The organism is Algoriphagus aquimarinus (genome assembly GCF_007997215.1).
GTDB classification, from domain to species: domain Bacteria; phylum Bacteroidota; class Bacteroidia; order Cytophagales; family Cyclobacteriaceae; genus Algoriphagus; species Algoriphagus aquimarinus_A.
Genome location: NZ_VORW01000001.1, coordinates 963,832 through 976,743 on the forward strand (window position 1 = coordinate 963,832; position 12,912 = coordinate 976,743).

The window sequence follows — 12,912 nt, forward strand, 5'->3', positions numbered from 1 at the left end:
CATATGAACCCAATCAAGATAGTTTTAGCAGATGACCACGAATTAGTACGTGATGGGATCAAGTCCCTACTTGAAAGTGAAAAAGAGTTTCAGGTAATTGATGAGGCATCTGATGGAGTGGAAGCGTTAGAAGTAGTCGCCCTGCAAAATCCAGATTTACTTATTGTGGACATTCGAATGCCTAAAATGAATGGTCTGGAAGTAGTGAAGGAAATGACCAAATCATTTCCACATATCAAAAAGCTTGTCCTTTCTATGCATGATTCGGAAGAGTATGTGGTGGAGGCAGTGGAAGCTGGAGCCGATGGGTATTTGCTCAAAGGATCCTCGAAAAGCGAGTTTTTGAAGGCTTTACACACCATAGCTGGTGGCGGGAAGTTTTTTGCTGGAGATGTATCTGCTTATATCATCAATAATTTTGTCAACGGGAAAGCCAAGTCTTCATCCAAATCAGAAGTGCTTCCAGAGGAATTGGCGAATTTGACCAACAGAGAAAAGCAGATACTCGAACTTATCCTAGAAGGGAAAGGAAATAATGAAATCGCTGATGCGCTGGAGATCAGCAAGAGAACAGCGGAAGTACATCGGTTTAATTTGATGAAAAAAATGAACGTCAAGAATCTGGCAGAGCTGACCACAAAATCCAGAGATTTAAATCTGATCTAAGGAAACTACTAAGTTTTATAAGTAGTCAATAATCCATTTAGAGCCAATCTAAATGGATTTTTTATTTTTTACTTAAATTTAATACGTATTCTGTTTTGTAATTACGTATTTATACTTACTTTTATCCTAATTAAAAATAAGTATTATGGAGCCACTACTTACACACAAAGCGACACGGTTGAATCTCTTAGATTTTAAATCTGTCCCGATCCGTACCTTCTGGATCACTTCAATTGCATTCTTTATCTGCTTTTTCGCATGGTTTGGTATAGTGCCATTCATGCCAGATGTAGTCAAGGACTTAGGTCTTACTCCCGCGCAAAAGTGGAATGCAACAGTTCTTGCAGTAGCGGGAACAGTTTTCGCCAGATTACTTATCGGCAAGCTATGCGATAAGTACGGTCCGAGGCTTTGCTATACTTGGTTACTAATTTTAGGATCAATTCCTGTAATACTTAGCGGCCTGGTTCAAACTCCCATGCAGTTTTACATTTGCCGTCTGTTGACTGGATTTATCGGAGCTTCATTCGTGATCACGCAGGTTCACACTTCGCTGATGTTTGCTTCCAACGTAGTCGGAACTGCCAATGCAACTTCTGCTGGCTGGGGAAATCTAGGTGGCGGAGCTAATAGATTGGGTATGCCGATCATTGCGGCGATAGTGATTGGAGTTGGGGTAGCTGAGGCAGATGCCTGGAGATATTCCATGGTCATCGCGGGTATCGCGTGCTTTACCATGGGTTTGGTGTATTACTTCTTTACAAAAGATACACCACAAGGAAACTTCAAGGAATTAGAAGCAAGAGGAATGCAAGTTCCTAGCACTAAGAAGGATAAAGTTGGCTTTATGGAGGCCGTGAAAGACTACCGTGTTTGGTTGCTTTTCGTGGTCTACGCAGCATGTTTTGGTATAGAACTGACAGTCTATGGCACCATGGATGATTACCTTCAAAACACTTTCCAACTCGAACGAATCACCGCTGGTAATATCGTGCTCTCTTTCGCATTGATGAACATTTTCGCCCGTACGCTTGGTGGATATTTTGGAGACAAATTTGGTAAAGCTAGAGGGCTTAAAGGCCGGGTTTGGTTCTTGGCAGCTATCTTAATTGCGGAAGGCTTAATGCTAAGCTTGTTCTCTCTTGCCACTGGATTGTTACTAGGATTTGTACTTTTGGTTGCATTCAGCCTTACGGTTCAAATGGCAGAAGGAGCCACCTTCTCTGTTGTTCCTTTTGTCAATAGGAAAGCAATCGGATCTATCTCAGGTATAGTTGGTGCAGGTGGAAATTTCGGAGCATTCTTGGCAGCACTTTTCTTAAGCTCCAAGTCAGCAGTAGCCGAAAAAGCTGCTTTAATTGCAAGTGAAACACTGGGAGCAGATGCAGCAGCGGCAGCACAATCAGCCGCCGCGGCAAGCGCAGTATCGGCTGGTTACTTAGTCATAGGCGGTCTGATCGTCATGTCTGGAATGGTTGCCTTAGCGATACGATTCAGTACCGAAGATGAGAAAGTAGCCGAAGTGGAATTAGGTAAGTTACAGCCTGAATTAGTGCGAATAGATAATTAACTTGTTGTCTATACCCAAAATAGCTCTTCTGCAATTGATCATTTGTCGTGCGGATGAGCTATTTTGTTCTTAAACAATATGAATATTCGCTTTTTGCTAGTAGGGATTCAAAAGTCCTGAATAGATGGGAAACTCAAGAATTGAGGCCACTTCGGTCACCCGTCTTCGGTCTCCCGTCCAGCCAAGCAAAGCAATTTTGGCCACTGGCATAATCGCTGATAACTATGTTAAACTATTTCCAATTGTAACCCTTGAGTAGTGATCCCAGACAAAAAAGTTAAAACCACTTGTTCCTACTGCGGCGTTGGCTGTGGAATAGTTGCTGAGGTGGACTCTCAAAACAAAGTACATGTCGAGGGCGATCAGGATCATCCTGTGAACCAAGGCATGCTTTGCTCAAAGGGGAGGAATCTGCACTACGTAGTAAATGATACTTCCGATAGAATTCTCTATCCTGAAATGCGCTGGAGCAGATCTCATCCTCGTGAGCGGGTAAGTTGGGACGATGGGTTGGACAGAGCTGCGGGAGTTTTCAAGTCTTTGATTCAGAAATACGGCCCGAACAGTGTAGGTTTTTATATCTCTGGACAATGCCTTACGGAAGAGTACTACATCGCAAATAAGCTGACGAAAGGCTTTCTAGGCACAAATAACATAGATACCAACAGTCGTTTGTGCATGAGTTCAGCGGTGGTGGCTTACAAAAAAACTTTCGGAGAAGATTCAGTCCCTATTTCTTATGAAGACATAGAGTTGGCGGATGCGTTTTTGATAGCTGGCGCAAATCCAGCCTGGTGTCATCCGATCCTCTTTCGCAGACTGGAAAAGCATAAGGAGAAAAATCCGAATGTGAAGATTATCGTGGTAGATCCGCGCAAAACTGATTCTGCCACTTTTGCTGATATTCATTTGCAAATCATACCAGGCACAGACATCATTTTGTACAATGCTATAGGTAGGAGAATCATCGATATCGGACTGGCTGACAAAGAATTTATAGAGAAACACACCGAGAACTACCTAAAATATCGCAAACAGGTAATGGCAACTTCCTTGAAGGAAGCCTCCAAACTCTGCGGGATTTCAGTTGAAGATATTAAGAAAGTAGCCGAGATCATCGGCGAATCCAAAGGGTTTATCAGTATGTGGGCGATGGGCTTGAACCAAAGTGCCATCGGTACGGATAAGAATTTTTCCCTGCTGAACCTTTCTTTAGTGACAGGCAGAATTGGCAAGCCAGGAAATGGACCTTTTTCACTTACTGGCCAGCCAAATGCTATGGGCGGACGCGAAGTTGGTGGAATGGCAAATTTATTGGCTGTACACAAAGACTTGAATAATCCTGTTCATCGGCAGGAAGTGGCAAATTTCTGGGGTGTAAATGAGATTTCTCCCGAACCGGGATTATCAGCCACTGAGATGTTCGACGCACTCGAAAGCGGAGAAATGAAGGCAGTTTGGATCATTTGCACCAATCCGATGGTGAGCTTGCCAAATTCCAAGAAGATCGAAAAGGCAATGAAAAACGCCAAGTTCGTGGTCGTTCAGGATATTTCTCACAAAGCAGACACAGTTGAGTACGCAGATTTGGTTCTTCCCGCTGCTGGATGGTTGGAGAAGGAAGGGACGATGACGAATTCTGAGCGGCGGATTTCCTATCTCAACAAAGGCATCAATCCTCCCGGAGAAGCTAGACCAGACGTGGAGATTCTTTGTGATTTTGCTCGCAGAATGGGTTTCCGAGGTTTTAATTTCAACAATACGGAGGAGATCTACGAGGAATATTGTGCTATGACCAAAGGCACGAACATCGATATTTCCTACCTCAATTACGATAGGCTGAAGAATGAAGGAACCTTCCAATGGCCAGTACCAGCCTACAGACATACAGGAACTCCAAGGCTTTTCGAAGACAAGAAATTCTATACGCCGACTCAAAAGGCGGTGTTCAATATTCCCGCTCAGATCACTAATACTTCCGAAAAAACTAGCAAGGAATATCCGCTGATTCTTACCACAGGACGCGTGAGGGATCAGTGGCATACCATGACCAAGACGGGAAAAGTATCCAGACTTCGCACGCATTACCCAAGTCCGGTTCTGGAAATCAATCCCATCGATGCTTACCTAGACAAGGTGAAAGATGGAGATGTGGTGGAAGTGAAAAGCAAGAATGGCGTAGTCCGAGTAAAGGCAAAGCTTTCCAAAAACATTCGTGAAGGCGTAGTTTTTCTGCCCATGCATTGGGGTAAGCAATTACAAAGTGATCTCAATCGAGCAAATAACCTAACAAACACGGTGGTCGATCCTCAATCCAAAGAACCGGATTTTAAGTTTACCACAGTTTCTGTTTCTAGATACAAAAAAATCACGGAGAAAATCGTGGTCGTGGGAGCAGGAGCGGCAGCTTTCCGCTTCATCCAAAACTACCGCGAACACAATGAATCCGATCAGATTCATGTGTTCTCCAAAGAGCCGCATCCTTTTTACAATAGAGTACTTTTGCCGGAATATGTGACTGAAGAGCTGACTTGGGAGCAGCTGCAGAAGATCAAAGAGCACGAGCTTAAGAAGCTGAAAATAAGTCTTCACACGGGACTTTCTATAGAACATATTGATCCTGAGAAGCAAGTTGTCGTCGATAATGACGGCCAGGAATATCCTTTTGACAAGCTGATTTTGGCGACTGGAAGTCGAGCTTTCATCCCAAAAGATGCGCAATTGGATCTACCGGGTCGATTTACCATGCGAAACAAAATCGATGCAGATCGATTTAAAGATTACCTGGATTCTACCAAGCTACCTCCTGAAAACCAGCATGTCGTCATCATAGGTGGAGGCTTGCTTGGGCTGGAACTTGCAGCGGCTTTGCAGCACAATCGTGTGAAAGTAACTATCGTACAGCGCGCTTCCAGATTGATGGAGCGCCAGTTGGATGAAGTTTCGAGTAAGCTACTTTCTCTGGATGTACAGGAGCGGGGAATTCATGTGTATTTCGATAATGAGGTCAGTACGGTCTTCGATGATGAAGAACATAAATCGCTTTCTATCACACTGAAAAGTGGGAAAATCATTTACGCAAATGCGGTGGTATACGCGATAGGCACACAGCCGAACATTAAAATCGCACGGGATAATGGCATTCTTTGCGGTCGTGGTATCAAGGTAAATCAACACTTACAGACCAATTATCCTAACATTTTTGCCATCGGGGAGATCGCAGAATTTCAAAATCAACTCTTCGGAATTACCTCCGCTGCTGAGGAGCAAGCCATGGTTTTAGCTAACTATATAGCCGGAGATGTAAGTAGTATTTACAGCGGATCTGTGCTGATGAATATTCTGAAATTCAAGGATCTGGAACTTTGTAGCATAGGTGATATTTTGATTCCTGAAAATGACGATTCCTATGAGGAAATCATTTTCACCGATATCAGTCGTCGCTATTATAAGAAATGTATTGTCAAAGATGACTTGCTCATCGGGGCAGTGCTGATGGGAGATAAAAATGAATTTGCGGAATTCAAATCCCTGATCGAAAACAAAATAGAGCTTTCCGAAAAGAGAAAATCTTTGCTGATGGGTTCTTCGGAAACACGGCCTGTGATCGGCAAATTAGTATGTAGCTGTAGCCGTGTGGGCGAGGGAAATATCAAGGAAGCAATCGCAGGTGGATGCTTCGATTTCACCGCACTTTGTCAGCAGACAGGCGCTGGTTTGGGATGTGGTAGTTGTAAAACGGAGGTAAGAGAGATTCTTCACCAATCAAAAGTAATGGTATGAAATCAAGCCTGCCTCAGTAATAAAAATTTAGAATTAACAAAAGAGTGATGACGTTGTCCGCCTGAGCGCCCGCCTGACTTCGGGCAGGAAGTCGAAGGCTCTTTAAAATAAGTGAAGTTATTGTCCTCGACTCCGCTCGGACTGACACAATTTCCAGCAAAAAACTAAATACTTCAACGGCAGGAGATATGCTTGAATTTAAGTGTGACACAGTGGGATGATTTTCTATCAAGCGAGAATGTCCCTAAGCAAGTTATGGACAGGCTACCTGACCATTGAAAAAGATAATTATAAACACATGAAACAGACCTATTCTAGAGTAGTGGTGAAAGGCGGAGTACTCTCTCCAGCAGAACTCAAGCAGATTTTGGAACTGGCAGAAAATGCCGGGTTGGATACTATTTCCCTGGGATCTCGTCAAGACATCCTTTTTATCAAAGATGACGGAAACCTGGAAATTGATTCTCAGGATAAATTTCAACTCGTATCTCCAGAAGAATTGGGTGCTGAAAATATCGTCTCTTCTTATGTTTCATCAGACATTTTCCCAAATACACCCTGGCTGACAGGTGATCGGTATTTGTATATTCTCGAGCAATTTAGAGTTCAGCCAAACCTCAAAATCAACATCACAGATCCGAAGCAGCGCTTGGTTCCTCTTTTCACTGGTCACTTGAATTTCATCGCTTCGGCCCACGAAGATTACTGGTATCTATATGTTCGTTTGCCAGAATGGGAAGATACGATGATGTATCCAGCGCTTATTTACAGTTGGGATATCGCAAAAGTGGCTTCTGCCATTGAAGACATACTTCAGGAGGAGCCCGAGACAGTTGAGTTTCTTTTTGAGTTGGTGAATGACGCAGTTGACTCAAATAATCGTACGGTGGACACTCCGCTGGAAGTGCCCTTTTATCCTTTTCCATACTACGAGGGAATCAATCGTGTGGGCGATGATCGCTATTGGTTAGGCTTATACTGGAGAAATAACAAGTATTACACTGAGTTCCTGAAAGTGCTTTGCGATCTCTGCGCAGACAGTAAAATCGGGAAAATCTCCATCACACCTTGGAAATCCATCATCATCAAAGGAATTCCGGAAAGCACAAAAATCGAGTGGGAAAGACTTCTTGGTCGATACGGAATCAATGTGCGTCACTCCATGCTGGAACTGAATTGGCATCTTCCTGTCAACAATAAATCTGCCCTCAAACTCAAGGAGTATCTTGTGGATAACTTTGACAAAAGAGATATCAGTACCTACGGTTTGACCTTTGGAATCACTGATTATACAAGAAAGGCATACTATTTCACCTCCATTATTATCGAGAAGAATCAGCCTCCAGCAGGTTTGGAGGGTATCAAAATCCGAAACACATACAATTTACTTTACGCCAAAAACTTTGACCCAAATACTCAGCAGTACATCGTGTATGTGCAGGAAGTGGATAAAGCAGAATTACCTGGACTTTTGATCGAGCTAAGCAAAATGTATTTCGAGCAATTGGGGAAAAAGCAGGAGCAATCCAAAAAGCAAGTTGCTACGAAAGAAACTATCCATACCGAGATTTTTCAATGCTCGGATTGCTTGACAATGTATGATCCAACTTATGGAGATCAGGAGCAGAATATTCCCGCAAACACCCCTTTTGAAGAATTACCAGCTGATTATCATTGCTCACTTTGCGAAGCACCGAAAAGCAAATTAGTGAAGAAAACCATCTCAAAAATCCTCAAATAAGACCTTAAATCTTAGCTAAAAAGATGACTTATATCAGGGCGAAGCTCTGTAAATCAGCGTCTTAAATCTATACATTTGATAAGCATCACTCTTCAATTCTCAAACCTATGAAAAAATTTCTATTACTTATTTTTATCTCAATAGTATCAGTACTAATTGTTGATGCTCAGGAGTTCACACTAGATGCTGATATCCGACCGCGCTTCGAATACAGACACGGTTTTGGAAGCCTTTTTCCAGATGATGCCAAAGCGGCAGCATTCGTCACACAGCGCTCAAGGCTGAATTTGGGATATCAAGACGAAAAACTTCAAGTCTATTTCAGTGTGCAGGACGTCAGTACTTGGGGAGATACACAGCAGCTCAGTGCTGTAGATGGCAACGATTCCTTTAGCCTATTTCAAGCTTGGTTTCGTTATTCTTTTACTCCAAACTGGGCGATCAAACTTGGTCGACAGACCATTTCTTACGATGATCAACGAATCCTTGGGGAAGTGGATTGGACCATGCAAGGCAGATTTCATGATGCCGCAATGATTCAATATTCCAAGGACAAATTTAAGCTCGACCTCGCTTTTGCATACAATCAGGAGAATCAAAAAACTCTTGGGAGTGATTATGCAATTACTGGCTTTTTCTCCTACAAAGTCATGCAAATGGCGCACCTCACCAAGACATGGGATAAGGCTTCTTTCAGCTTTCTCTTTATGAATAATGGTTTTCAGAAATACACCAGCGACCCTATTCCACAAACAGACGGCTTGTATTACAGACAAACTACGGGTACTTACTTTACTTTTCCACTGTCGGCTATTAGCGTGACGGGTTCGGCTTACTTGCAATCAGGTCAGGCAAATGCATCCACGGACATTTCTGCTTATCAGTATATGATAGAGGCCAAATACAAGCCGGGAAAAGTGGCTTTTATTCTGGGTTTTGAATCGCTGAGTGGAACAGATCAGGGGGGAGAAAGTAAGAACAAGTCCTTCTTTCCGCTATACGGAACAAACCACAAATTCAATGGCTACATGGATTACTTCTATGTGGGAAATCATGCAAATAACGTAGGCTTGAATGATGTCTATGGAAAGGTGCAAGTCCCGACTGGCGAGAAATCAAACATCGCACTTAATGCACACTATTTCTCTGCAAATGCAGATTTGGCAAATGATCTGGGAAAGGGTTTGGGAACAGAATTCGATCTGGTTTTCTCTAAAAGTATTGCCAAATACATCAAAATGAATGTGGGCTATTCCCAGATGTTTGCCACTGAAAGTATGAGTGCGGTGAAAGGTGGAACAAGCTCAGAAAACACAAATAATTGGGGTTGGGTGCAGCTGATAGTCAATCCAAGATTGCTGACTTATAAGTTTAAAGAGGATTGAAAACTCAATTCAGTAACTTTTCAATCACTTCCACTAGGATAGCGAGACGGGGAATCAACCGATTTTCCCGTCTCCGTCAATGTCTCTGCCGGATTGCTCTTCCAGTATCTTAAGAGTTTTGATCAGTAATTCTCTGGTATGTGCTAATTCCCATTCCAGGTTTCTGACTCTGGCTTCGAGCGTTTCAGCTTTGGATTTATGATCTTGAATTTGGCTTTGCTGGATAAGATTCCAAAATAGTCCCATAGGTTATTTCAAATTACGTTTTACTTCTTCGTCAAATAATAGTTAAACCAACTCAGAATCGAAGCAGATTTACTCAACAGCATGCTTGGGCGATCCACTAATCCGTGAGATGCATTTGGAATGCGCACCATAGCCGTTTCCACTCCCTGAAGCTTTAAGGCTGCATAAAACTGCTCCGATTCTGCAAGTGGAGTGCGATAATCCGCTTCTCCTCCCAGCAGCATGGTTGGAGTGACCACATTTCCTACGAAAGTAATAGGGGAGCGCTTAGCATAATTTTCCGGCTCTTCCCATGGATTTCCCGGAAACCAATATTTAGTAAAAAAAGCAGGATTATCCGCATAGAGCACATGTGTGGACCAATTGATTACCGGCTTAGCTACCACTGCAGCTTTGAAGCGATCTGTTTTGCCTACTATCCAGGCCGTCAGCAATCCTCCTCCACTTCCACCAGTTACAAATAGATTAGTAGTGTCCACATAGCCCTTCTCGATTAACGCATCTACTCCAGACATCAGATCTGCGTAATCATGATTTGGGTAATCGTGATGGATAGAATTTCCAAATTCCTGTCCATATCCTGTACTTCCACGTGGATTGCTGTAAAGTACTACATAACCAGCTGCCGCATATTGTTGAATTTCATACGAAAATGAAGTGCCGTACATGGCAAATGGACCTCCATGGATTTCTAGAATCATTGGATACTTTTTACTGGAGTCAAAGTTTGGAGGAGTAACGATCCAGCCCTGAATGTCTAATTGATCGTAGGAAGATTTCCACCACATTTCCTCCACCTTTCCTAGATTACGGTAAGAAAAAACATCGTCATTCACTGCCGTGATTCTTTTGACCTCACCATCTACCCAGACTGCCAAGTCAGCGGGATGATCCGTACCACCCAAAGTAAAGGCAAATCTCGTATTGTCAGACACAGTAAAATCTCCTGCATTGTAAGGCCTTCCTATATCCAGTCCGCCTAATCCTTCAACTACTGTTCGGATTTTTCCAGTGAGCGCTACATGCCCAATTTTAGTATCTCCTTTTTCGTCATATTGAAAATAAATTCCCTTACCATTTGTCTCCCACTGTGCATTAGAAGCATCACGATCTAGGTCGGCAGTTAGGTTTTTTACCCCTGATCCGTCAAGATTCATCACATACAACTTATTTACTTGGTAGCCTTGATAGGTATCATCATTCCCTATGAAAGCAATCTGTGAACCATCAGGAGAAAGCACAGGATTGGAGTCAGGTCCAAAACGAGATGTCAATGCCTTTACTTTTCCATCGGAAAAGCTAAGCTGATATACTTCAGAATTACCAGGTTCTAATTCCTTTTTTTCATGAAGATTAGCTGAGAAAATTAGACTCTTTCCATCCTTTGTCCAACTTGGGTTTCCATAGTCATTATCATCGAAAGTCCATTGATGCGCAGATCCACCGTCGAGTCCTAAGGTAAATATCTGACGATTTCCAGGCTTGGTATATCCTCCTCCATCACTTCGGTAATTCATTTCATCGATGAAAATAGGCGCGTCATTCCATGTCGCTCCAGCTGGCTTAGCGGGTATCTTCAACAAAGATTTTGGAGTACTTGGGACAAACTGTGTAAATGCAAGTTGCTTATCATCTGCAGACCATGAAACTGCGCCTGGAGGAGTAGCTGAATTCGTCAATGCCACCGACTCACGTGTATCCAAGTAGACAACAAAAAGCTTTGTTTTATCATCCTGCTGATTGGAATGGTAGGCTATTTTTGTTCCATCATTTGACCAAGTTGGATTTGAATTCCGCTGATTTCCCTGAGTCAGAGGACGGTTTTGTGTGCCGTCTATATTCGTCATCCAGATATTGGAATAGTCGCGATCTGTCATCACATCTTTGAAGTTCCGGACGTAGACAACCTTAGTCCCATCTGGAGAAATCTCTGGATTAGAGATGTATTCCAGATCAAAAAGATCCAATAGTTCCAGATTGGTTTTTTGCTGGGAAAATGTATTCCCACACATCAAAAAAGTAATTACAAATAGTAGTACAAGTTTAGTCTTCATAGTAAAGTGAATTAACAGTCATGAATTTTAATGTGATTTGCTATTTTTTGCCCTTTGAAACAGCTTTTACCAAAAAGTAAATCAGTGTCAGAACTACAATAAATACTAGTATCCCGATCTTTTCATATCCTGTCAGGTTAGATAGGAAAAAGAGAATAATTCCAGCCGAAAGGATTGGAACAGTGTAGCCAAAAGGTATTTTGAAATTTCCGGAATCGGTATTATCCATCTTTCTCAGCTTGATTACTGATAGGGCTACGCCAAAATATACCAGCAGCATACTTGCTGAAGCGATGACTGCCAACTGCCGAAATCCTCCCACTGCTGCTAGGGTAAAACCAATTCCAGCATAAAGCAAAATCGCCAAATAAGGAGTTTTGAACCTAGGGTGAATAGATGCCAACTTGTCTAGTGGAATAACTCGGTCACTTGCCAAACCAAATAATACTCTCGGCAAATTCAATATTTCCCCACTCAGCATCCCAAACATAGAAACTCCTGCGGTGACTAGTAGCAAGGTGTAGCCTATCGGTCCAAAAACGATATTTGCGACGGATGCCAAAGGAGCTTCCTTGAAATCTGGTAATTGGTCTCCCAAAACTCCCTGCGCTGCAGTCTGTATAAGAATATAAAGGATCAAGACGAAGGTGATTCCTATGAAAATGGCTTTTGGAACTGTCTTCTGAGGGTCTTTGATCTCTCCTCCTACAGTTAATCCGGCATCTCCACCCTGAAAAGCGAAGAATAAGATCAGAGAAGCAGCGCCGAAATTCTTGAAAGAAGGAGCATTCTCTATATATAAATTAGCCAGCGAAACGTCTTTCCAACTGAAGAATATCAGGAGTATCAGAGGTGTTAATTTGGCTACAGTATTGATTTTCACTAAGCCAATTCCTTGCTTGACTCCGATGACATTGAGGTAAGCTAATCCACCAAAAATCAAAAACAAGAGTAAAACGCGGATGATTTGATTTGTAAAAACCGGAAAGGCTAATCCTATTAATTCTACCAGAGCATTTGCAACGGCGGCATCTGAAAAAGCAGATCCCATCACCATGAATACCGCTGCTAAAAAGCCCGTGTAAGGACCAAAAGCTGTCTCCACATACGCATAAGCTCCTCCTGATCTCGTTACTTTGCTTCCTGCCTCTGCGAAACACAGCATCACCAAAGCAATCAAAAACCCACAGAATAGATAAACAAAGATTCCTGAGGCACCCATGATTTCGGCGACAATGGCCGGCAAAACAAAGATTCCTGCACCGACGATGATATTTACTATGTTAGCAGAGAGTCCCCATACACCGATCTCTCTTCTTAAGCCTGTATCTTTTTCCACGATTATATTTTATTCATTGTAATTCCGCTACTATAAAGACTAAACTAATAGATGATTTGAGAATTTCCTTGGTATTGTGGCCACTTCGGTCTCCTGTCCTCCCCGCCTGCAATTCGGGCAGGGGTCTT

General features: G+C 42.6%; 8 protein-coding genes. 5 read left to right on the plus strand and 3 right to left on the minus strand.

The window, feature by feature from the left end; genetic code table 11:
• Nucleotides 1-3 precede the first annotated feature (3 nt).
• The 5 genes from ESV85_RS04355 to ESV85_RS04375 all read left to right on the plus strand — a co-directional run bounded on the left by ESV85_RS04355 (nt 4) and on the right by ESV85_RS04375 (nt 9,145).
• Nucleotides 4-666, plus strand: coding sequence for a response regulator (locus ESV85_RS04355; protein ID WP_146915055.1), 663 nt, complete (start codon nt 4-6; stop codon nt 664-666).
• A gap of 145 nt (nt 667-811) precedes the next feature.
• Nucleotides 812-2,236: an MFS transporter gene (locus tag ESV85_RS04360; RefSeq protein WP_146915056.1), complete on the plus strand. Its 1,425-nt coding sequence runs from the start codon at nt 812-814 to the stop codon at nt 2,234-2,236.
• A gap of 261 nt (nt 2,237-2,497) precedes the next feature.
• Nucleotides 2,498-6,019, plus strand: a complete 3,522-nt coding sequence (locus ESV85_RS04365) for a nitrate reductase (protein WP_146915190.1) — start codon at nt 2,498-2,500, stop codon at nt 6,017-6,019.
• A 298-nt stretch (nt 6,020-6,317) separates the two neighbouring features.
• Complete coding sequence (locus ESV85_RS04370) at nt 6,318-7,760, plus strand: rubredoxin (protein WP_146915058.1); 1,443 nt, start codon at nt 6,318-6,320, stop codon at nt 7,758-7,760.
• Between the two features lie 107 nt (nt 7,761-7,867).
• Complete coding sequence (locus ESV85_RS04375; RefSeq protein WP_146915060.1) at nt 7,868-9,145, plus strand: alginate export family protein; 1,278 nt, start codon at nt 7,868-7,870, stop codon at nt 9,143-9,145.
• Nucleotides 9,146-9,199: 54 nt separating this feature from the next.
• Here the strand turns inward: ESV85_RS04375 and ESV85_RS04380 are convergent, their stop codons facing one another.
• The 3 genes from ESV85_RS04380 to ESV85_RS04390 are packed head-to-tail and all read right to left on the minus strand — an operon-like array spanning nt 9,200 to nt 12,784.
• Nucleotides 9,200-9,391, minus strand: a complete 192-nt coding sequence (locus tag ESV85_RS04380; RefSeq protein WP_146915061.1) for a hypothetical protein — start codon at nt 9,389-9,391, stop codon at nt 9,200-9,202.
• 20 nt (nt 9,392-9,411) lie between these two features.
• Nucleotides 9,412-11,445, minus strand: a complete 2,034-nt coding sequence (locus ESV85_RS04385; protein WP_146915063.1) for an alpha/beta hydrolase family protein — start codon at nt 11,443-11,445, stop codon at nt 9,412-9,414.
• 40 nt (nt 11,446-11,485) lie between these two features.
• Nucleotides 11,486-12,784, minus strand: coding sequence for an APC family permease (locus ESV85_RS04390; protein WP_146915065.1), 1,299 nt, complete (start codon nt 12,782-12,784; stop codon nt 11,486-11,488).
• Nucleotides 12,785-12,912 lie beyond the last annotated feature (128 nt).

Bases quoted from the DNA above. Each gene is read 5' to 3' on its own strand.
- ESV85_RS04370 (WP_146915058.1), top strand. From the start codon at position 6,318: ATGAAACAGACCTATTCTAGAGTAGTGGTGAAAGGCGGAGTACTCTCT.
- ESV85_RS04375 (WP_146915060.1), top strand. From the start codon at position 7,868: ATGAAAAAATTTCTATTACTTATTTTTATCTCAATAGTATCAGTACTA.
- ESV85_RS04380 (WP_146915061.1), bottom strand. From the start codon at position 9,391: ATGGGACTATTTTGGAATCTTATCCAGCAAAGCCAAATTCAAGATCAT.
- ESV85_RS04355 (WP_146915055.1), top strand. From the start codon at position 4: ATGAACCCAATCAAGATAGTTTTAGCAGATGACCACGAATTAGTACGT.
- ESV85_RS04360 (WP_146915056.1), top strand. From the start codon at position 812: ATGGAGCCACTACTTACACACAAAGCGACACGGTTGAATCTCTTAGAT.
- ESV85_RS04385 (WP_146915063.1), bottom strand. From the start codon at position 11,445: ATGAAGACTAAACTTGTACTACTATTTGTAATTACTTTTTTGATGTGT.